This is a genomic window from Paenibacillus sp. CMM36 (assembly GCF_053570945.1).
In genome coordinates this window covers 244,141-264,001 of the sequence record NZ_JBSEDY010000002.1, presented here as the reverse complement: position 1 = coordinate 264,001, position 19,861 = coordinate 244,141, and the positions used below count along the sequence as shown (strand labels likewise).

The window sequence follows — 19,861 nt, the reverse complement described above, 5'->3', positions numbered from 1 at the left end:
CGGGATACAAGCATATATATAAAATAGGGCGTCATGCAGGCTATCCCTATTCAAGAGGAGGAAACAACAGCAGTGGATGCAATATTGTTGGTTGGACATGGAAGTCGGGACCCGGAGGGGAACCAGGAACTGCTGGAATTTGCACAGGCAGTGGCAGATCGGGTACCGGATATGTGCGTGGAAACCTGTTTCTTGGAGCTGGCACGTCCCAGCATTGCTGATGGGATGCAAACTTGTGTGGAGAAAGGGGCGACGCGTGTCGTTCTTATTCCGATTATTTTGTTCGCAGCGGTACATGCCAAAATTGATATTCCGATGGCTATTGACCGGGCAAAGGCGAAATATCCGCAGGTGGAATTTGTATACGGACGTCCGATTGGTGTTCACGAGAAAATCGTCAGCATTCTGCTAAGCCGCTTGAAAGAGGCCCAGCCGGTTGCAGTTCCAGCGGGGATGATTAGCGCTGTCGAGGCATCTGTCGAGGTACCTGACGAGGAAACGGCGGTACTTGTATTAGGACGCGGAAGTAGCGATCCAGATGCGAACAGTGACTTTTTCAAAATCACCCGTATGCTGTGGGAGAAGCTTTCTTATACATGGGTAGAGAGCAGCTTTATCGGTGTGACGCAGCCTTCCTTTCCCGATGGATTGGAGCGTTGTGTACGATTGGGGGCCAAAAAGATTATCGTGCTTCCCTATTTTCTGTTCACGGGTGTGCTGATTAAACGCATCGGAGAAATGACCCAGGAATTTGCCGAGGCTCACCCTGCATTACAAGTGGAGATGGGCGGATATTTTGGTTTCCATCCCCAATTGGTTGAACTGGTGCTGGAGCGAGCTAAGGAAGGTTTGTTCGGCAAGGTTACGGCCAATTGTGATAACTGCCAGTTCCGTCTGGAGGCGCAGGAGCACCACCATCATCACCACGATCATGACCACGATCATCATCATGAACATGAACATCACCACCATCATGCACATGAGCACGACCATCATGATCACCATACACACAGCCACGATCACACTCATGAGCATGTCCATGCTCACAGCCATGATGACCATAATCACCATCACGAGCATTCACATACGCCATCTGTAGTGAATGGAAGCGGGCAGGTGAAGGGCTCATGATATTCATGCTATGCGGAACGAGCGATGCTCGGGAATTGGCGCTGCAAATCCGTGACAATGGCTTCAACGTATTGACCTCAGTCGTAACCGAAAGCGCGGCAGCCAGCTTGTCTGAAGCGGGACTAGACGTACGCACAGGCCGAATGACAGCCGATGAAATGGCTGCAATGATTCGGGAGCTTGGAATACAGGCGGTTGTTGATGCCAGTCATCCTTTTGCAGAAGAAGCACATGCGAATGCGATGACAGCCGCTCGCGAGTCCGGGGTTCCTTATATTCGCTATGAGCGGACAGGACTTGTATATGACAATCATCCGTTGCTCCACATCGTGTCTTCCTATGAAGAAGCCGCATTACAAGCGAAGCAACTCAAAGGTTCTGTAATGCTTACGACGGGCAGTAAGACGCTCGGCACGTTCACCAAGCATTTACTCGGCGACCCGGAGATTCGTCTGGTTATACGCATGCTGCCGCGCCTGGACAATATGGAGAAATGCGGCGAACTGGGCATGGAGCAAAAAAATATTATTGCCATGCAGGGACCCTTTTCCCGCGAGATGAACGAAGCATTGTACAAGCACTATGGCACGACCGTGATGGTCACCAAGGAAAGCGGAAGCACGGGAGCAGTGGATGAAAAGGTTCAATCTGCATTGGAGCTGGGGATTCACGTACTTTTGATTTCCAGGCCGGAAGTGGAATTTGGCACAGTATTTGATCATTTCGACGGAGTCATCAACGCACTGCGTACAGCAAAAGAGAAAACTTCAATTTGAGTTGAGCCTTACCCCTGCGAGTCCAGTTCATCAGGAACGACTTCTGGCATGTATTTAAAATATAGTCATCTTAAAACAGGTGTTTTTACAGGTATCCATGATTTAGTAGCAATGAATTGTCATTTTCCTAAACTATTTTCTAATTTTCCATAAGGGAGTGGTCTACCATGGATTTCAAAACAGAATTTAAACCGCTAACGGTACAGCCGCAGGAGATTGAAGGCAAAAGCTTCGAGATGATCACAGAAGAATTGGGAGAGCATCCTTTTACAGCAGAGCAATATCCCGTTGTACAGCGTGTCATTCATGCATCTGCTGATTTTGAGCTGGGCCGCAGCATGGTGTTTCATCCAAAAGCGATTGAAGCCGGGATTGCAGCTATTCGCGCAGGCCAGCAGGTAGTGGCAGATGTGCAGATGATTCAAGCGGGGCTGAGTAAGGATCGTATCCGTCAATTTGGCGGGGATGTGCATGTGTACATATCTGACCCTGACGTCATGGAAGAAGCGAAAAGGCTGAATACGACACGCGCCATTATTTCGATGCGCAAAGCGATTCAGGCGAGCGAAGGTGGTATCTATGCGATTGGTAATGCGCCGACAGCGTTGCTGGAGCTGATTCGTCTGGTGAAAGAAGGAGCGGCCAAGCCCGGACTGGTGATTGGCATGCCCGTAGGCTTCGTATCGGCGGCAGAATCCAAGGACGAGCTGCGCAAGCTGGATATTCCGTTCATTACGAATATTGGACGCAAGGGCGGCAGTACAATTGTCGTAGCAGCATTGAATGCGATCTCCTTAATGGCTGTCCGCTAGATGCGGTTGTCCGTTTGCTGTATCATGAAATGAATTGGAACATGATCAGCAGAAGAGGTTAAGGAGGAATTGGCATGGAAAAGGAAGCGGCGTCCGCCGACAAGCCCAAACGGATGAAAAGCGGTGAAGCTCCCGCACCGGACAAGCCAATGCGGTCAGGCTTTACGACAGGAGCTTGTGCGGCTGCAGTAGCCAAAGGAGCGGTACAACTGCTCATCACAGGCATTCCGCCGAAGGAAGCAGTGATATCGCTGCCCGCGGGCTTCGATCATGCGTTTGAGCTGATTGAGCCTGTGTTGGACGCGGACGAAGCTTCCTGCACGACGATCAAGGACGGTGGCGATGACCCAGATGCCACGCATCAGGCGAGAATTATCGCGTCCGTTAGCTGGCGCGAGGAGCCGGGCATTGAACTGGACGGTGGCATCGGCGTGGGGCGGGTAACGAAGCCCGGTCTGCCTGTGCCTGTCGGAGAAGCAGCGATTAATCCGGTGCCGCGCCGGATGATTACGGAGGCTGTGACAGGTGTGCTTGAGGAGCACGGATCGGCCAAAGGTGTCCGTGTCGTCATCAGCGTACCGGACGGTGAAGAAATTGCCAAGAAAACGCTGAACGGGCGGCTTGGCATTCTTGGCGGTATTTCCATACTAGGCACGCGTGGTGTGGTCGTTCCGTTTTCCACGTCTGCTTATAAAGCCAGTGTCGTGCAGGCCATATCAGTTGCGCAAGCGATGAACTGCGAGGAAATCGTCCTGACCACAGGCGGCAGCAGTGAAAAATACGCCATGCAAATGTATGATCAGCTGACGGAAGAGGCCTTTATTCAGATGGGGGACTTTGTTGGCTTTGCTATAAAGCATGGGAAACGGCTGGGAATGAAAAAGATTATTCTCGTCGGTATGCCCGGTAAGCTGTCCAAGGTCGCTCAAGGTATCATGATGGTTCACTCCAAGAGCGCTCCGGTGGATTTTGGCTTTTTGGCTGAGGTCGCGCGTGAAGCGGGTGTGGATGAGTCGCTTGCAGCGGCAGTGGCAGAGGCGAATACAGCTACGCAGGTGGCGGATATGATGACCGAAGCGAATGCGCTGAGCTTTTTTGAAAAGCTGTGTACCTATGGATGTCAGCATTGTCTGGAGCATGCAGGTGGTGGAATCGTTGTGGAAATGGTACTGATAACGCTGAAAGGGAACGTGCTGGGGAGGGCGAGAGTCGGTGAGTAAAGTGATCCGTGTCATTGGTATCGGTGAAAATGGAGCGGCAGGTCTGTCGCAGGAAACATTGGAGCAAATTGAGCGTGCGGACCTGCTGGTTGGTGGAGAACGCCAGCTAGGATTTTTCAAGGCAGCCGCAGGGGAAAAACGAACATTAAAGAGCGGCTTATCCGCCGTGGTGGAAGAATTGGGACGGTTGCGTGAGGACAAGGATATTGTCGTGCTTGCGTCCGGCGATCCGCTTTTTTTTGGAATTGCAGGTTATTTGTCTGCCAAGCTGGGGGCGGAACATCTGGATATTATGCCGCATCTTAGCTCGGTTCAGCTGGCGTTTGCGCGTCTCGGTGAAAGCTGGCAGGATGCGGTGCTGGAAAGCGTACACGGTCGCCCGATGACCGGACTGGCGCAGCGGATTGACGGACAGAACAAGGTCGCGCTGTTGACGGACGACCGGAATCATCCCGGTGCAGTCGCTGCCTATCTGCTGCATTATGGCATGACGGAATATGATGCTTTTGTCGGCGAGCATTTGGGCGGACCGGATGAGGTGTATCAGCATTATACGCTGGAAGAGATGGCGCAGAGAACGTTCCAACCATTGAATGTGGTTATTTTGCGCCGCCGTAAGGGGGAAAACGTGCCTGCAATTCGGCGGGGATTTGGCTTCGAGGATGCGGAATTTCACCAGCGCAAGCCGGAAAAAGGGCTGATTACGAAGCGTGAAGTGCGCGTATTCAGCTTGTCCGAGCTGCGTTTGACCGAGCGAAGCATCGTATGGGACATCGGCGCAGGCTCTGGTTCTGTAGCGGTAGAATGTGCGCGACTGGCCAAGTATGGGCAAGTATTTGCCATTGAGAAGAACGAAGGCGACCTGGCTAATGTCGAAGCGAACAAGATCAAATTCCGCACCGATTTCCCGGTTATTCATGCCAAAGCGCCAGCCGGATTGGACGAGCTGCCAGACCCGGATGCGGTGTTTATCGGTGGGAGCGGGGGAGAATTGTCCGAGCTGATTCGTCTGTGCGCTTCCCGTCTGCGTAAGGATGGACGAATTGTAGTGAATGCTGCAACGATTGAGACGCTACATGACGGTATGAAGGCGATGCAAACAGCAGGACTCGATACCTCGGTGACGTTACTGCAAACAGCGCGCAGCAAGCCGATTTTGAATATGACGCGTTTTGACGGACTCAATCCGATATATGTCATTACAGGACAGCCGTCGGTGGACGTGGCTGATGAAGTAGCAGGGGAGTAAGCTGGTTATTCAAGAGGGGGAGAGAGACAGCATGAATACGGCGGCAACAGGAACACTTTACGGCGTAGGCGTGGGGCCGGGTGATCCCGAGCTGATTACAGTCAAGGCGTACCGGATGATTCAGGAATGTGCAGTTGTGGCTTATCCGAAGAAACGCCGGGGAGGCAAATCGTATGCTCACGAGATCGTGGAGTTGTATGTCAACCCGGAGGAAAAGGAGATGCTGGGACTCATTTTTCCAATGACCAAGGACCCGGTTGTACTGGAGCGTGAGTGGAACAAAACGGTGGTTGCATGCTGGGAGGCACTGAGTCAAGGCAAGGATGTAGCCTTTGTCACAGAGGGAGACCCTAATCTGTACAGTACCTTTATTCACTTGGCGCGTCTGATGAAGGATCTTCATCCCGAGGTGCCGATTGTATCTATTCCGGGCATTTCGTCTGTGTTGGGCGCAGCGGCAGCGCTGGAATTGCCTTTGGCAGACGGAGATCAGCAGGTCGGTATTATACCGGCTACGGATGATCGGGAAGCGATGAAGCGGGCAATTGAGAATCACGATACGGTTGTATTTATCAAGGTTGCCAAGGTGTTGGATTTGATTTTGGATGTGCTGGATGAGCTCAATCTTGGGGACTGTGCATCGGTCATTACCAAGGTCACTTCTCCTTATGAAATGGTATGGCGCAACGCACGTGAGCTGCGCGGACAGGAGCTTGAATATTTGAGTTTAATGGTGGTGAGCAAATGACGTTGGAGCCCAAAGTATATATCGTAGGAGCAGGTCCAGGAGACCCGGAGCTGATTACGGTCAAAGGCTCCCGGATTCTACGCACGGCCGATGTGGTATTGTACACGGATTCACTCGTGAACGACGAGTTGATTGCCACGGCCAAACCAGAGGCGCAGGTATTGCAAAGCTCAGGCATGGATCTGGAGCGGCAGGTTGAGATTATGAGCGAGGCTGTGCAGGCTGGACGCAGTGTAGCTCGCGTACATACAGGCGATCCGGCAGTGTATGGAGCCATTTTGGAACAGATGGTGTTGCTGAAGCAGCGCGGAGTAGCCTACGAAATCGTACCGGGCGTCAGCTCGGTCTTTGCTTCTGCAGCCGTGCTGGGTGCAGAGCTAACGGTGCCTGACCTGACACAGACCGTCATTCTGACGCGTGCTGAAGGCCGTACACCTGTACCTGATCGGGAAAAGCTGCGTGATCTAGCTTCTCATCACTGTACCGTGGCTTTATTCCTCAGCGCGACACTGGCGAAGAAGGTGGTCGTTGAGTTTCTGGCGGCAGGCTGGAGCGAGGACACGCCTGTAGCGGTTGTGCAGCGCGCGACCTGGCCGGATCAAAAGATCGTGCGCACGACGCTTGCTCAATTACCCGCCGATTTGCGTGCAGCAGGCATAACGATGCATGCCATGATTTTGGCGGGCTGGGCGCTCGACCCAGAGCTGGTGGACAAGGATGCGCATCGTTCCAAGCTGTATGATAAGTCGTTCACCCATGGCTACCGGAAGGGAGTGAAGTCCGGTGAGTAATCCATTTGCCGCTGTGGCGATCACGAAGCATGGAGTGGAAATGGTCCGCAATTTGGGAGCCAACTTTCCGGGCACGGATGTGTATTATATGTCCAAGTTTGAGCGCGGCGACGAGCAGGAGCGTGGTATTCAATTGTTCGAGGGTTCGGTCAAGCTGATCTTGCCGGATTTATTCAAACAATATAACGGTATCATTTTAATTATTTCCCTCGGTGCAGTGGTTCGTATGATTGCGCCGATTTTGGTGGATAAAAAGGTAGACCCCGCGGTGGTTGTCATTGATGATCGCGGCGAGCATGTCATTAGCGTATTGTCTGGCCATTTGGGTGGCGCCAATGAATTGACCCGCCATGTGGCGGCTGTATTAGGCGCACGTGCGGTAATCACAACTGCATCTGACGTGCAGGGCACGATTCCGGTGGACATGTTGGGTCGGGAATTGGGCTGGGTGGTTGATAGCTTCGACAAGGCCACGCCTGTGAGCGCTGCTGTTGTGAACGAGGAGCCTGTTGCGCTCATACAAGAGACAGGCGAACGGAACTGGTGGCGTTATGACAAGCCTGTACCTGGGCATATCAAGGTATATGCCTCGACGGCAGAAGCATTACAAGAACCGTTTAACGCCGCGTTGGTCGTGAGTGACCGTTTATTGGAGCCGGAGGAAGAAGAGCAGCTTCTTTCTAATGGCGTGCTGTACCGTCCGAAAAGCTTGGTGCTCGGTATCGGCTGCAACCGTGGGACTGCATTAGAGGAGCTGGAGGCGGGTGTGCTGGACACCTTGCAAGAGTTGCGTTTGTCTGTGAAAAGCGTACGGAATATTGCCACCATTGATCTGAAAAAGGACGAAGAGGGCTTACTTGCCCTTTGCGCCAAATACGGCTGGGAGCTGGTGACGTATACTCCGTCAGAGCTGAATACGGTGCAGCTTCCCAATCCATCGGAAACCGTCTTTAAATACACTGGCGCATATGGGGTCAGTGAACCATCAGCCTTGTTGTCTTCTGGTGCAGACCATTGGCTACTGGAGAAGAAAAAAAGCGGCAATATGACGTTGTCTGTAGCGCGGGTTTCCTATGACTGACATCATGAAGCAGGCTGTACAGTCTGATCCGTCTGCCGCTACGCGCAGAAGCCGTATTGTTGTTGCCGGAACAGGCAGCGGCGCAGGCAAAACGACTGTTACCCTCGGGCTGATGAAGGCGTTCGCCGACAGCGGCCTGCGAGTGCAGGGGTTTAAATGCGGGCCGGATTATATCGATCCCACCTATCATACGGCCGCGACAGGGACATCTTCCCGTAATCTGGATTCATGGATGACCTCACCGGATACGGTGCGTGAAACCTTTATCCGTGCTTCCGAAGGCGCGGATATTTCCGTGATTGAAGGCGTCATGGGGCTGTATGACGGCAAGGACCCGCTCAGCAATACCGGCTCGACCGCTGAGATCGCCATGCTGACGGACAGCCCTGTATTGCTGGTGGTCGACGTGCGCAGTATGGCACGAAGCGCCGCCGCTATTGTGCTCGGCTTTCAGCGCTTGGAGCCCAAGCTACGCATTGTGGGCGTAATTGTGAATCGCTGCGGTAGCCAAGGGCACTATGGCATCGTCAAAAAGGCGATCGAGCAGGAGTGCGGCATCCCTGTGCTCGGCTGGTTAAAGCGTGATGACGGGCTGGATATTCCCGAGCGTCATCTGGGTTTAGTACCCGCTGTGGAACGCGGCGAGCTGGAGCCGCTTTTCCAACGGGCGGCAGAGCTGATCCGCGCGGGTACGGATCTGGATGCACTGCGGGCATTGGCAGATTCGGCTCCGCCGCCCAGCCCGCCCGAGCACCCATTATTTTCCCTGAATCGGCTTCCATCAGCAGGGCATGAAGCTGATACCGGGGAACGTCCCGTCATCGCCGTCGCCAGAGATGCTGCGTTCAATTTTTACTACCCGGAAAATATGGATTTGCTGCGTCAGGCGGGAGCAGAGATTGTCTATTTCAGTCCGCTGGCGGGAGAACGCGTACCTGAGCAGGCAAGCGGCCTATACCTGGGCGGCGGTTTCCCTGAAGAGTTTGCCGCAGATATCGCTGCAAATACGGGTTTTTTGGAAGATATCCGCAACGCGGTGAGCCGGGATATGCCAGTATTCGCCGAATGCGGCGGTTATATGGTACTGGCACGGACACTTACGGATCGTATGGGGAATGCCCATCACATGGCCGGAGTTATTCCGTCGGACGTCCGCATGCAGGAGAAACGGGCCGCACTGGGATACCGTGAAGCAACCGCTTTGCAGGATTGCTTACTGCTGGAGGCTGGACAGACCATTCGGGGACATGAATTTCATTATTCTGTCATGCACTATGACGAATCATCCGCCCCCTACTCCTACGCCTATCAAACCAAGGGGATGCGTGGTCTTCAGAGCGAAGGCTATGCGAAAGGGAATCTTTTGGCAGCCTACACGCATGTTCATCTCGCTTCTCTTCCCAAAGCGGCAGCACGTTGGGTGGAACAATGCCGGGCTTACAGTCCATAGTTTTGCAAACGAGTCCACCATTTCATATAAACAAAAAGAAGCCGATTCCCTGAAAGGGGCCGGCTTTTCTAAATTTCAATAGATTTAAACCTTACATGGTATGGAAGCGTATACATTACTTTTTTGGTGGTACGCTTACATGAGCTTTTTCAGCTGGGAAATCCTTCCCTGACTCACGCCAAGCATGGAGGCGAGTTGTTTTTGTGAAGATGCTGGATGTTCTTCCATAAGCTCTCTCATTTTCTCCAAAATAACGTCTGTGCGCTGATAAATTTTTTTCATATGCATGTTTTGCTTAAGTGGGGGTGAATGGGTTTCAGTCGCTGTGACCGGAACTAAATCTTCCGTTTTCATCGAGGCCGCACATTCATCGCAGATAAACTGATCTTTAAAATAGGTGTTAGTATCAACCGCACCGCAAAATATACAGTTGGTTGATTTGTACTTACGGAGCATGAGTGTCTGGTCTTCAATAAAAAACTCTAATGGATCGCCGATGTCAATCTCCATCGTCATGCGCAACTCTTTAGGAAGCACAATTCGCCCCAAGCTGTCCAAGGGCCGGGTCATTCCAGTCCTTTTCATTCATGCAACCTCCCCGGTTTTTTAAGATGTATAGAATGTATAAGGTTTGAGGCAATTCTTATCAATTCTATAACCGCAAGCATAAATTTCTTACAAAAAGCGGCCCTTTATTGTTAATCAAGCATGGACGCACTTTTTTTCTTACGAGTATACCATAAAGAGGCCGAATCGCCATCGTTCAGATTTATAAATTTTGAATAAGTTTTAATAAGTTTATTCCGAGCGAACATATATGCTATAATCTTCTGCTAAAGGATTTAATAGGCCGTCTGTAGAATTATTTATATATGCCGTAGCTCGGACAATGATGGCGGTGTTATGGGAAATGAATGAGGGCCAAACAGAATTTTCTGAGCGTTTTGACCCCACAAACAAGAATGAATGACACGGACCCCGCCTTTAAAGTCCTTATATACAAGTCAGGCAAGGAGGATTTATCATGGAAAAAAGAAAAGCATTGTTGTTAGGAGATTATTCGTATCCGGAGTTTCACCCGCTGCAAGGGGTGGACGAAGAGATTAGCCATATTTTACAAGATTGGATGACGGTACAATGCAGTGAAAATCGTAAAATGCTGCTCAAGGAAAATCTAGCCTCATTCGATCTATGCATCTCGTATTGTGATAGCCGTAAGGAGGTTCTGTCTCCTCAACAAACAGCAGGACTGCTGTCCTATGTTAGCGGCGGAGGTGGACTGCTTGTGCTGCATAACGGAATCACATTGCAAGGACGTTATGAAATAGCACAGCTCATGGGAGCACGCTTCCTGCGGCATCCGGCAGCGGAGCAGCTTTCCTTCAAGGTAACAGAGCCGGATCATCCGATTATGGAAGGAATCGAACCGTTCGAAATGCAAGAGGAGCCATATCGTTTTGATTTTGATCCATTCACTGAAAAAACACTACTGATGGAATACGAGTATGAAGGTCAGTGGTGGCCGGCTGCATGGTCACTGTCCTATGGCTTGGGTCGGGTCGTCTACCTGATGCCTGGACATAATCAGCCAAGTTTCCAGCACGAGGGATACCGTAAGCTGCTGCTTCAGGCTGCTAAGTGGGCTGGACGCTTTCCGGGTTAAACATAGATCATTCCATTCATTGAGGAAGGGGAGCTGCGAGCTTTATGCGGCTCCCCTTTTCAGGTTATACTAGTAGGTAATCACAGGTAGGGGAGGATATATTATGAGCGATTTGTTCAAAAAAGCCATCTCATTGGGGTGGGGCCTCACCGTTGTCAGCAAAGAAAAGGTGGAGAAAGCCGTCGAGGATCTTGTAAACCGCGGAGAACTTGCGCCTTCGGAATCCAAAGCACTGGTCGATCGTCTGATCGAACGAGGGGTAGAGGAACAGGGACAATTCAAAACAGTGATCCGCGAACAGGTTAGCCGCATTTTGCAGGAGCTGGAAGTACCTACCGAAAATGATGTCACAAGTTTGGAGCAGCGTGTGGCATTGTTGGAAAAACAGGTAGCGGAGCTGGAAAAAGAAAAGGCGGCGCTTACGGGTTCGAGCGACGCTGAAGAAGCGAACCGGCTGGATTAAAATGGCGGTTCGTATGAAGCACGCCGGTCGTTACCGGGAAATTGCCATGGCGCTGGCGCGTCATGGCTTTGGCTATATGGTGGAAGAAATGGGACTGTTCCAGCTACTGTCACTGCCTCGCAAGTGGCTGACGAGAGAAACTCCCGAGTCCAAAACGTTAGGTGAACGGATTCGACTTGTGCTGGAGGATCTGGGGCCTGCATTCATCAAGCTTGGACAGTTGGCAAGCACACGTGCTGACCTGCTGCCGGAGCCTATTATCCGTGAGCTGGTTAAGCTTCAGGATCAGGTACCGCCGTTTTCATCTGAAACGGCGCGTGGCATTCTGGAGCAGGAGCTGGACACGTCATTAGAGGACATACTGGTTCGTTTTGACGATGTTCCGCTGGCCGCTGCTTCGATCGGGCAAGTGCATTTGGGCAAGCTGCACAGCGGCGAAATGGTCGCCATTAAAATCCAGCGTCCTGGCGTTAATCGCATCATTCGGCGAGATTTGGACATTTTGCGGGAACTGACCGCAATGGCAGCCAAGCGCTGGGAATGGGTAGAGCGGTATCAGCTTCGCCAGATGGTAGAGGAGCTGGGGAGATCGCTCATTCAGGAGTTGGATTACAACCACGAAGCCCGTAATACAGAGAAGATTGCGCTCCAATTTGAGCAGGACCCACATATCTATATTCCGAAAATATACTGGGATCATACCTCTTCCCGTATACTGACCATGGAGTTTCTAGACGGAACTCACTTGGGTAGTCGTGAAGAGCTATTACGCCGTGGATATAACTTGAAAGAACTGGCGCAGCGGCTGGTGAACAGCATGTTGCATCAAATTTTTATAGAGGGATTTTTTCATGCCGATCCCCATCCGGGGAATTTACTCGTTCTGAAAAATGGTAGTCTCGCTTATTTGGACTTTGGCATGACGGGAAGGCTGAGCGAAGAGATGAAGAATCATCTCGCTTCCCTCATTATTGCCCTGATGCGCAAAAATACCGATGCCATGGTTCGGTCTATCGCACGTTTGGGGCTGGTCGAACCGGATACCAACCTGAATGCGCTACGTGCCGATCTGGACAAGATACGCGAAGATTACTCAGACGTTCCTTTTTCACAGGTCAGTATTGGTGATGCTTTGAACGACCTGTTTGGCGCAGCGCAGCGCCATCGGATTGGTTTGCCGTCGGACGTCCTGTTGCTAGGCAAGGCGTTGCTGACACTGGAGGGGGTCGTGGAGCATCTGGACCCTGATCTCAGTATTATCGCTTTGGCTGAGCCCTTTGGTAACAGGCTGCTGAAGGAACGCTTCAGCGGTCGTCGTATCCGAGGCAAGCTGCTCGGCGGTGCGACTGAGCTGGTGGAAGCGCTGATGGAACTGCCAGGACAGGCGAGGCATTTAGCCTCGATTATCGGCAAGGGCAAGCTTAAGCTGGAGGTTACTGTGCCGGAGCTGGAAATGCTTCTGCGCAGGCTGGATCAGATCAGCAACCGCCTGTCATTCAGTATCGTGCTGTTAGCGTTCAGCATTATTATGGTCGGACTGATTATCGGTTCATCGCTGAATCATCAGGCGACCATGCTGTGGAATGTACCTGCTATTGAAATCGGCTTTGTTGTCGCTCTCTTAATGGTTGCCTTTTTACTGTATTCCATTTTTAAATCGGGAAGGTTTTAGATACCGACCAGAAAGGAGAGTTATGGATACTCATAAGATGAACACTGCCCTAATGGATGGTCTCCAAATTGCAGAGGTGCCTTGGCACCGCCTGACTACTCCTTATGGTAGAGGCACGGAGTTGCCACAATTGATATCCAATGGGGAGTACGCAGCCATTGCTGATCTGATAGAGCATCAAGGCACACTGTGGCAGGTTACGCCGTGGGTGTTACTCTTCTTATTGCGTAATTTGCATACGAGAAATTCGGATGATATCACGCCGAGTGAGTTGGAACTGTACCATGCGGTTGTTGGAGCATTGGACATGGAAAATGCACAAGAGGATTCACAGAAGTCTGTTGAATCCCTAACCATGCTGCTGGACGAAAAATATCTATGGTCAGCAGACAGCGATCCAGAAGAAGATGAACTGGAATGGGAAGAGGAAGAAGCACGTGGTTATGATCCGGTAGCTTTTTGGAGTTATTATGACTATAGCTATCGATTATTGAAGCAAGCACTGCCTGACTTTGAGAGTTTACTCCAGCACCATGCAGACTCTGAGATTGCTGAAGCCCTATCGGAGCTTGTGCAGGAATTGCGAAAATTTTAAATATAAGAAAACGAATTAAACAAGCTATGAACGGAAACTAATCTTTTGCTAAGGAGTGATTTTAGTGGCAAAAAAATTAACGGATATACATCGAATACGTCTCCTAAGTCTCCTTCGTGATATTGGGTTTGAACCATCAAAAGTTACTATAGAAAATAAACAGGGGGAAACTGAGGTTATTGATTTAGAGTCCCCGTTACCAAAAGGGTTGCAAGCTGTTTTAAATTCTCGAGGCAGTCTAAGCAAGGAGCAATTACTTGAGATCGAAGAGAGTGTTAAACAATCCAGAGAGGATTGGGATTAGATGGGGTATCTATTTGATACGAATGCAGCTATTGCCCTTCATAGACTTGACTCATCTTTGGATAGAGTAATACGACAAGCTGAGAAAGATAAAGAGAATATCTTCTTTTCTGTTATAACTCAGTCCGAGTTTATAGCCGGGTTGCCTACTAATACTGACTTAGATTCGATACCTTTTCTTGGCGGGGAATTTATTGCAGTTAATTCAGAGATCGCAGTTAAAGCGGGGCGTATCAGAAGAGAACAAAAAGATAAGTTTGCAAGAAAGCTCAAGACCCCAGATGCGTTGATTCTTGCGACAGCTATTATAAACCAATTGGTACTGGTTACGGCGGATCAAGATTTACAGTTCGCGGAGTCTGAGTATGAAGTTAAGGTGATCAACTTTAGCAGGTTAGAATCTTAGGAATTGCAAAAAATTTAAATATAAGAAAACGAATAAGATGAAGTAAATGAACGATATTCCAAGGGAATAGATGATTTCTTTCTATAAACAGCCTTTTAACTCATTCGTCTCTGCGAACCCCTTACGTTATAATGATGGACTGAATGTAACGGACCGGGTCGTTTGAGAGAGACGAACTGAATGATAGGAGAGCCTTGGCGATTGGCAGCTGGACGGATGCCCGAAACCACACGGGTTGCGAGTCAACACGCTACTCTCTGTAAATATAGGAGGCTGGAACGAGACAGTATGAATCTTAGACAACAATGGTTCGGTAATATCCGGGCCGATATACTTGCGGGCATGACCGTGGCGCTAGCACTAATTCCCGAGGCGATTGCCTTCTCGATCATTGCGGGGGTCAATCCCATGGTCGGACTGTACGCCTCCATCTCGATGGCCATTGTCATCTCTTTTGCAGGTGGACGTCCGGCGATGATCTCGGCAGCAACCGGGGCCGTAGCTGTACTGGTCGTTGGTCTGGTGAAGGATCATGGCGTGGAATATCTGTTTGCAGCTACCATTTTGGCAGGAATCATTCAAGTGGTGCTGGGTGTTCTGAAAATAGGTCGCTTTATAAGCTTTATTTCACAGCCAGTCATGACCGGGTTTGTGAATGCGTTGGCGATCCTCGTCTTTATGGCTCAGCTTACTCATTTTCATGGAGCCAATTGGATCATGTACGCGATGGTAGCAGGTACGCTGCTCATTGTGTATATATTACCGAGATTTGTGAAAAGCATCCCCGCTCCATTGACGGCAATCATCATCATGACGATCATTACGTATATATTTGGATTGAATGTCAAAACGGTAGGAGATATCGGGACGCTGACCAGTTCGCTGCCTTCATTCCACTTGCCGCAAATTGAGTGGTCGTGGCATACTTTGCGGATCTTGCTGCCGTATTCCTTTACGATGGCACTGGTTGGACTGCTGGAATCGCTGCTGACAGCCAGCATTTTGGATGAAATGACCGAAACGAAAAGCAATAAAAACCGGGAAGCCCGTGGGCAAGGGATTGCCAACTTTGTAAATGGCTTTTTTGGGGGTATGGGTGGCTGTGCCATGATCGGACAATCCGTCATTAATGTCAGCTCAGGTGGAAGAGGGCGTTTGTCCACTTTTACGGCAGGGGTATTCTTGGCCTTTCTGCTGCTCGTACTTGGTGGAGTTGTGAAGGAAGTACCCATGGGCGCATTAGTGGGAGTTATGTTCATGGTGTGTATTGGAACTGTGGATTGGAAATCGCTGCGAAACATTGCCAAGGTTCCCAAAGCAGATACGTTGATTATGGTGGTCACGGTGATCATCGTGGTGGCTACGCATGATTTGTCCAAGGGCGTAATCGTGGGCGTACTGCTAAGTGCACTGCATTTTGGCTGGAAAATGGCTAAAATCCGTATCAGTACGACTGAGGATCATGAAGAAAAGGTGTACCATGTCAGGGGGCCGATGTTTTTCGCCTCAACGTCTCATTTTGTTGATCATTTTGAACCTTCGGATGACCCGGACCGCGTTGTAGTGGACTTTAGCCATTCGCATGTTTGGGATCACTCGGCGGTTACTGCTATTGGCAAGGTGCTTCAAAAATACAGAAACTCAGGTAAAACTATTACCCTACAAGGGTTAAATGAGGAAAGCCGTTTAATTGTAGAGAAGCTCGGCGGTCCTGTAGTTACAGAGCCACTCGTGTGATGAATCGTATAGCATAAATCAAAGCTTGAAATGAAATTTATTCATTTCAAGCTTTTTTATTTATTTCTGAAATAAAACAACACTTTTCTTTCCTAAACCATAGATAAATATGACAAATTTTCATCAAAGTATTGACGTAATAATTGGGCAGGAATACAATCATTGTTATTAAGCAAAGCAAATACATAGGAATAATTGAAAATTGAAAGGTATGCACATATGAACTTAGACTGGGACTTTATTGTAGAGAGCTTGCCGCTATATGGAGAAGCCATGTGGCTGACGTTGAAGATCGCCTTTTTTGCTATTCTGTTTTCACTAGTCGTCGGTTTGCTATGCAGTATAGTACTGTATTACAAGGTGAAGGGAATTAGCGGCATCATTGTTGCCTATATTGAGCTTTCCCGAAATACGCCGCTGCTTGTTCAGTTATATTTTCTGTATTACGGGTTTACGAAAATAGGTCTGCATATGAGCGAAATGACGTGTGCCATTGTGGGCATGACCTTTTTGGGCGGGGGTTATATGGCTGAGGCGTTCCGTGGTGGAATCGAAGCCGTAAGTAAAACGCAAACGGAATCCGGGCTGAGTCTCGGACTGTCCAAGATACAACTGGCGAGATATGTTATTTTGCCACAGGCTTTTACCATCAGTGTTCCGTCTCTGGGAGCGAATGCGATTTTTCTACTCAAGGAGACCTCCATTGTTGGCGCCATTGCTTTATTAGATTTGATGAATGTGGCAAAAGACCTAATCGGTATGTACTACAAAACGACAGAATCGCTAATTCTGCTGGTATTGGCATATCTCGTCCTGCTTTTACCTTTGTCGATACTGCTGACTTGGGTGGAAAGGAAGGTGCGATATGCTGAATTCGGGGATTAATGTGCTCTTTGAAGGTTCCAATTTCGAGCGTCTATTAGGGGGATTACTCGTTACGCTGGAGATTGCGTTACTTTCCATTATTATCGGTACTCTATTAGGCATTCTGATGGGATTGCTGCGCACCTTACAATCAAGACCGATTCGGTTTGTGCTGAGATTATATTTGGAGACATTCCGCATTATTCCGATTTTGGTGTGGTTGTATGTTGTATATTTTGGATTTACGCCTTTGTTAAATGTGAATATCAGCGGAGAATTGACAGCAATTATCGTATTCAGCCTGTGGGGAGCAGCCGAGATTGGTGACCTTGTTCGGGGTGCATTGGAATCACTGCCCAAGCATCAGGTGGAATCCGGGCAGGCACTGGGACTGACATATGGGCAGTTATACCGCCATGTACTCATTCCCCAGGCGGTGCGCCGAATGCTTCCCGGTTCTATTAATTTGGCGACACGGATGATCAAAACCACTTCATTAGTAGTGCTGATCGGTGTAGTAGAAGTGGTCAAGGTCGGACAGCAGATTATTGAGCTTGGTGTAATCAAAGCGCCCTCGGCATCCTTTTGGGTGTATGGCTTTATTTTCATATTATATTTTCTCGTATGCTATCCGTTATCCAGACTTTCCAAAAGATTTGAACGCAGATGGCAAAATTAGCAGGATGGGGTGGGTGTCATGGGAGAGGCTGTGGAGGTTTTACTCGAAATTCGAGGGCTGCACAAAAGCTTCGAAGACCGAAAAGTACTACAACAGATTAATCTGGACGTAACGAAAGGGGAAGTCGTGGTCGTTCTCGGTCCTTCGGGATGTGGAAAAAGCACACTCCTCCGATGTCTCAATGGTCTGGAACCAGTTCAGAGCGGAGATATCCGTTATAGAGGGCAAGACCTGACGGACAAGAAAGTGAATTGGCGTGAGGTGCGTCAGCATATCGGAATGGTGTTCCAGAACTACGAGCTGTTTCCGCATATGACGGTCTTAGAAAATATATTGCTCGGCCCGCTTAAAGTTCAGCGGAGAAATAAGCAGGAGGCACTTGAGCAAGCGGAGCAGCTATTGGAGCGAGTGGGTCTGCTGGATCGCAAAGATGCGTATCCGAGACAATTATCAGGTGGGCAAAAGCAACGGATTGCGATTGTGCGCGCCCTGTGTATGAATCCGGAAATTATGCTCTTTGATGAAGTCACCGCATCCTTGGACCCGGAAATGGTCAGAGAGGTGCTGGATGTCATGCGAGAGCTGGCCCAACAGGGCATGACCATGATTATCGTGACGCATGAAATGGGATTTGCCAAGTCGGTAGGAGATCGTATCGTTTTTATGGATCAAGGACAGATATGCGAAATGACTACGCCGCAGCAATTTTTTACCCAACCGGAAACAGAGCGTGCCCAGCACTTTCTGGATATATTTCAGTACGAAACGATATGAGCATTTTGCATCAATTCCATGAGCGACTTCCAATCACAATATAGAGATCGACATGTTTCTATTGGTCTCTATATTGCACCCAGAAGCGAAAGAAACCGAATGATGCAAAATGCTGACAAACAGGGGGAGGAATACAGATGAGAAAAGGAATGAAGTTCACGACGTTATTACTGGCTTTGAGCTTGCTGCTTGTTGGTTTGGTGGGATGTGCAGGGGCTGGTAATACCAACGGTAGTTCAGGCTCGGCTAAATTTGCTTCGATTGAGGATATTAAAAAGAATGGCAAGATTCGAATCGGTGTATTTGCAGATAAGCCGCCTTTTGGCTACGTGGATTCGGAAGGGAAAAATCAAGGCTTTGACGTCTATATTGCGAAGCGGTTTGCCAAAGATCTCTTGGGTGACGAGTCCAAGGTGGAATTTGTTCTGGTGGATGCTGCCAGCCGGGTTGCCTATTTGGAATCCAACAAGGTAGATATCATCATGGCTAACTTTACGGTGACCGATGAGCGTAAAGAAAAAGTTGATTTTGCCAATCCGTATATGAAATTATCCTTTGGCATTGTGTCACCTGATAGTGCTCCAATCACCACGATTGACCAATTGAAGGGTTCGGATCAAAAGCTGATTGTCGCAAAAGGAACGACGGCTGAAACCTATTTTACGAAAAATTATCCTGACATCAAGCTGCTCAAATTCGATCAATACACAGAGATTTTCTCAGCCCTCAAAGACAAACGCGGCGTTGCCATTGCCAACGATAATACAGAGCTGATCGCCTGGGCAAAGGCCAACCCCGGCTTTACCGTAACCATCCCGGCCTTTGGTGGTCAAGATACGATTGCACCCGCAGTAGCAAAGGGAAATAAGGAGTTGTTAGACTGGATCAACAATGAGTTGGCAACGTTGGGTAAGGAAAATTTTGTCCATCAAGCCTACAAGGACACACTGACCTCCGTTTATGGAGAAGGCTTTACAGATCAACTGGTCGTAGAAGGCGGAAAAGTGGATTAATCATAGTATAAGTTGTTGTTTTAGCATAAAGAAGCGTTGGGACAACAAGCCCAACGCTTCTTTAATATGGGGAAAAAGGGGCTTTAGCAACCTCTTAAATTGTCATGGAAATGCCCACTCGGCTAGTAGTAATCCTCATTCTCATGTTACAGTCCCACTGTCTCTCAATTCCATCTTCAGGAATGTATTCTATAATATCAGCAAGAGTAATAGTCCTTGAAAATCTTCGTTGATGGGCAATTCTGTTCAAAGCATCAAGTATATGGACAAGTGTTTCTAATTCAAGTCTTTTGGTTTTGCCATTTACCATATCTATTACAGTAGCCGGACGTATTTTTGCTTCTACGGCTAGTTTATTTCGGGAAATATCAAGTTCTTCTAAAATATCGCCAAGTTTAAAATGATATCTCTCATGAACATTCATGATGGAAAAT

Annotated in this window: 21 protein-coding genes and 1 pseudogene; 20 read left to right on the top strand and 2 right to left on the bottom strand. The window is 49.2% G+C overall.

The annotated features are described in order from the left end of the window. Window positions 1-72: 72 nt before the first annotated feature. The 9 genes from ACWA2B_RS05220 to ACWA2B_RS05180 all read left to right on the top strand — a co-directional run bounded on the left by ACWA2B_RS05220 (window position 73) and on the right by ACWA2B_RS05180 (window position 9,258). On the top strand, window positions 73-1,131 hold the full coding sequence (locus ACWA2B_RS05220; protein WP_449291763.1) for a sirohydrochlorin chelatase: 1,059 nt from the start codon (window positions 73-75) through the stop codon (window positions 1,129-1,131). Further along, window positions 1,128-1,907, top strand: coding sequence for a precorrin-6A reductase (gene cobK / locus ACWA2B_RS05215; RefSeq protein WP_209947751.1), 780 nt, complete (start codon window positions 1,128-1,130; stop codon window positions 1,905-1,907). Before ACWA2B_RS05220 ends, cobK begins: the two co-directional genes overlap by 4 nt. Before the next feature lie 167 nt (window positions 1,908-2,074). Further along, window positions 2,075-2,719 carry a precorrin-8X methylmutase gene (locus tag ACWA2B_RS05210; RefSeq protein ID WP_069012857.1) on the top strand — a complete coding sequence of 215 codons (645 nt, stop codon included), beginning with the start codon at window positions 2,075-2,077 and terminating at the stop codon, window positions 2,717-2,719. Between the two features lie 74 nt (window positions 2,720-2,793). Continuing rightward, the gene (locus ACWA2B_RS05205; protein WP_449291762.1) at window positions 2,794-3,939 is read left to right on the top strand and encodes a cobalt-precorrin-5B (C(1))-methyltransferase; all 1,146 of its coding nucleotides are present in this window, start codon (window positions 2,794-2,796) and stop codon (window positions 3,937-3,939) included. Continuing rightward, window positions 3,932-5,188, top strand: coding sequence for a bifunctional cobalt-precorrin-7 (C(5))-methyltransferase/cobalt-precorrin-6B (C(15))-methyltransferase (locus ACWA2B_RS05200; protein ID WP_069010069.1), 1,257 nt, complete (start codon window positions 3,932-3,934; stop codon window positions 5,186-5,188). Before ACWA2B_RS05205 ends, ACWA2B_RS05200 begins: the two co-directional genes overlap by 8 nt. A gap of 31 nt (window positions 5,189-5,219) precedes the next feature. After that, window positions 5,220-5,936 carry a precorrin-2 C(20)-methyltransferase gene (gene cobI / locus ACWA2B_RS05195; RefSeq protein WP_340933514.1) on the top strand — a complete coding sequence of 239 codons (717 nt, stop codon included), beginning with the start codon at window positions 5,220-5,222 and terminating at the stop codon, window positions 5,934-5,936. Beyond that, entirely contained in the window at window positions 5,933-6,727 is a 795-nt protein-coding gene (cobM, locus tag ACWA2B_RS05190; protein WP_029518584.1) for a precorrin-4 C(11)-methyltransferase, read from the top strand. Before cobI ends, cobM begins: the two co-directional genes overlap by 4 nt. Continuing rightward, window positions 6,720-7,808, top strand: coding sequence for a cobalt-precorrin 5A hydrolase (locus ACWA2B_RS05185; RefSeq protein WP_029518583.1), 1,089 nt, complete (start codon window positions 6,720-6,722; stop codon window positions 7,806-7,808). Before cobM ends, ACWA2B_RS05185 begins: the two co-directional genes overlap by 8 nt. Further along, a complete protein-coding gene (locus tag ACWA2B_RS05180; protein ID WP_069010061.1) occupies window positions 7,801-9,258 on the top strand; it encodes a cobyrinate a,c-diamide synthase in 1,458 nt (485 codons plus the stop codon). The genes ACWA2B_RS05185 and ACWA2B_RS05180 overlap by 8 nt, the downstream gene beginning before the upstream one ends. 135 nt (window positions 9,259-9,393) lie before the next feature. Here the strand turns inward: ACWA2B_RS05180 and ACWA2B_RS05175 are convergent, their stop codons facing one another. Continuing rightward, window positions 9,394-9,843, bottom strand: a complete 450-nt coding sequence (locus ACWA2B_RS05175; RefSeq protein WP_025721620.1) for an AbrB/MazE/SpoVT family DNA-binding domain-containing protein — start codon at window positions 9,841-9,843, stop codon at window positions 9,394-9,396. 439 nt (window positions 9,844-10,282) lie between these two features. Between ACWA2B_RS05175 and ACWA2B_RS05170 the strand changes: the two genes are divergently transcribed. From ACWA2B_RS05170 to ACWA2B_RS05120, 11 genes are all read left to right on the top strand, one after another. Next, on the top strand, window positions 10,283-10,921 hold the full coding sequence (locus ACWA2B_RS05170) for a ThuA domain-containing protein (RefSeq protein WP_165146049.1): 639 nt from the start codon (window positions 10,283-10,285) through the stop codon (window positions 10,919-10,921). A gap of 103 nt (window positions 10,922-11,024) precedes the next feature. Continuing rightward, window positions 11,025-11,384 (top strand): phasin family protein, encoded by a 360-nt coding sequence (locus ACWA2B_RS05165; protein ID WP_348623785.1) that lies wholly within the window; start codon window positions 11,025-11,027, stop codon window positions 11,382-11,384. A 1-nt stretch (window position 11,385) separates the two neighbouring features. Continuing rightward, the gene (locus tag ACWA2B_RS05160) at window positions 11,386-13,056 is read left to right on the top strand and encodes an ABC1 kinase family protein (protein WP_069010059.1); all 1,671 of its coding nucleotides are present in this window, start codon (window positions 11,386-11,388) and stop codon (window positions 13,054-13,056) included. Window positions 13,057-13,078: 22 nt separating this feature from the next. Beyond that, on the top strand, window positions 13,079-13,651 hold the full coding sequence (locus ACWA2B_RS05155) for a hypothetical protein (RefSeq protein ID WP_029518579.1): 573 nt from the start codon (window positions 13,079-13,081) through the stop codon (window positions 13,649-13,651). Window positions 13,652-13,715: 64 nt separating this feature from the next. Further along, on the top strand, window positions 13,716-13,955 hold the full coding sequence (locus ACWA2B_RS05150) for a hypothetical protein (protein ID WP_016822811.1): 240 nt from the start codon (window positions 13,716-13,718) through the stop codon (window positions 13,953-13,955). Then, window positions 13,956-14,360 (top strand): PIN domain-containing protein, encoded by a 405-nt coding sequence (locus ACWA2B_RS05145; RefSeq protein WP_029518578.1) that lies wholly within the window; start codon window positions 13,956-13,958, stop codon window positions 14,358-14,360. Window positions 14,361-14,648: 288 nt separating this feature from the next. Next, window positions 14,649-16,097, top strand: a complete 1,449-nt coding sequence (locus ACWA2B_RS05140) for a SulP family inorganic anion transporter (RefSeq protein ID WP_029518577.1) — start codon at window positions 14,649-14,651, stop codon at window positions 16,095-16,097. 219 nt (window positions 16,098-16,316) lie between these two features. Then, window positions 16,317-16,982: an amino acid ABC transporter permease gene (locus ACWA2B_RS05135; RefSeq protein WP_029518576.1), complete on the top strand. Its 666-nt coding sequence runs from the start codon at window positions 16,317-16,319 to the stop codon at window positions 16,980-16,982. Then, window positions 16,963-17,640 (top strand): amino acid ABC transporter permease, encoded by a 678-nt coding sequence (locus tag ACWA2B_RS05130; protein ID WP_029518575.1) that lies wholly within the window; start codon window positions 16,963-16,965, stop codon window positions 17,638-17,640. Before ACWA2B_RS05135 ends, ACWA2B_RS05130 begins: the two co-directional genes overlap by 20 nt. A gap of 18 nt (window positions 17,641-17,658) precedes the next feature. After that, a complete protein-coding gene (locus ACWA2B_RS05125) occupies window positions 17,659-18,414 on the top strand; it encodes an amino acid ABC transporter ATP-binding protein (RefSeq protein ID WP_029518574.1) in 756 nt (251 codons plus the stop codon). A 137-nt stretch (window positions 18,415-18,551) separates the two neighbouring features. Then, window positions 18,552-19,427, top strand: a complete 876-nt coding sequence (locus tag ACWA2B_RS05120) for a cysteine ABC transporter substrate-binding protein (RefSeq protein WP_029518573.1) — start codon at window positions 18,552-18,554, stop codon at window positions 19,425-19,427. A gap of 163 nt (window positions 19,428-19,590) precedes the next feature. On the opposite strand, the pseudogene ACWA2B_RS05115 reads toward ACWA2B_RS05120, so the two are convergent. After that, a pseudogene (locus ACWA2B_RS05115) lies at window positions 19,591-19,851 on the bottom strand (helix-turn-helix domain-containing protein); the annotation flags it as partial. Between the last annotated feature and the right edge of the window lie 10 nt (window positions 19,852-19,861).

Excerpts from the sequence above, each read along its gene's own strand:
- ACWA2B_RS05155 (WP_029518579.1), top strand. The coding sequence starts at position 13,079 with ATGGATACTCATAAGATGAACACTGCCCTAATGGATGGTCTCCAAATT.
- ACWA2B_RS05175 (WP_025721620.1), bottom strand. The coding sequence starts at position 9,843 with ATGAAAAGGACTGGAATGACCCGGCCCTTGGACAGCTTGGGGCGAATT.
- ACWA2B_RS05145 (WP_029518578.1), top strand. The coding sequence starts at position 13,956 with ATGGGGTATCTATTTGATACGAATGCAGCTATTGCCCTTCATAGACTT.
- cobM (WP_029518584.1), top strand. The coding sequence starts at position 5,933 with ATGACGTTGGAGCCCAAAGTATATATCGTAGGAGCAGGTCCAGGAGAC.
- ACWA2B_RS05120 (WP_029518573.1), top strand. The coding sequence starts at position 18,552 with ATGAGAAAAGGAATGAAGTTCACGACGTTATTACTGGCTTTGAGCTTG.
- ACWA2B_RS05180 (WP_069010061.1), top strand. The coding sequence starts at position 7,801 with ATGACTGACATCATGAAGCAGGCTGTACAGTCTGATCCGTCTGCCGCT.
- ACWA2B_RS05170 (WP_165146049.1), top strand. The coding sequence starts at position 10,283 with ATGGAAAAAAGAAAAGCATTGTTGTTAGGAGATTATTCGTATCCGGAG.
- ACWA2B_RS05165 (WP_348623785.1), top strand. The coding sequence starts at position 11,025 with ATGAGCGATTTGTTCAAAAAAGCCATCTCATTGGGGTGGGGCCTCACC.
- cobI (WP_340933514.1), top strand. The coding sequence starts at position 5,220 with ATGAATACGGCGGCAACAGGAACACTTTACGGCGTAGGCGTGGGGCCG.
- cobK (WP_209947751.1), top strand. The coding sequence starts at position 1,128 with ATGATATTCATGCTATGCGGAACGAGCGATGCTCGGGAATTGGCGCTG.
- ACWA2B_RS05140 (WP_029518577.1), top strand. The coding sequence starts at position 14,649 with ATGAATCTTAGACAACAATGGTTCGGTAATATCCGGGCCGATATACTT.
- ACWA2B_RS05125 (WP_029518574.1), top strand. The coding sequence starts at position 17,659 with ATGGGAGAGGCTGTGGAGGTTTTACTCGAAATTCGAGGGCTGCACAAA.
- ACWA2B_RS05135 (WP_029518576.1), top strand. The coding sequence starts at position 16,317 with ATGAACTTAGACTGGGACTTTATTGTAGAGAGCTTGCCGCTATATGGA.
- ACWA2B_RS05210 (WP_069012857.1), top strand. The coding sequence starts at position 2,075 with ATGGATTTCAAAACAGAATTTAAACCGCTAACGGTACAGCCGCAGGAG.
- ACWA2B_RS05130 (WP_029518575.1), top strand. The coding sequence starts at position 16,963 with ATGCTGAATTCGGGGATTAATGTGCTCTTTGAAGGTTCCAATTTCGAG.
- ACWA2B_RS05160 (WP_069010059.1), top strand. The coding sequence starts at position 11,386 with ATGGCGGTTCGTATGAAGCACGCCGGTCGTTACCGGGAAATTGCCATG.
- ACWA2B_RS05205 (WP_449291762.1), top strand. The coding sequence starts at position 2,794 with ATGGAAAAGGAAGCGGCGTCCGCCGACAAGCCCAAACGGATGAAAAGC.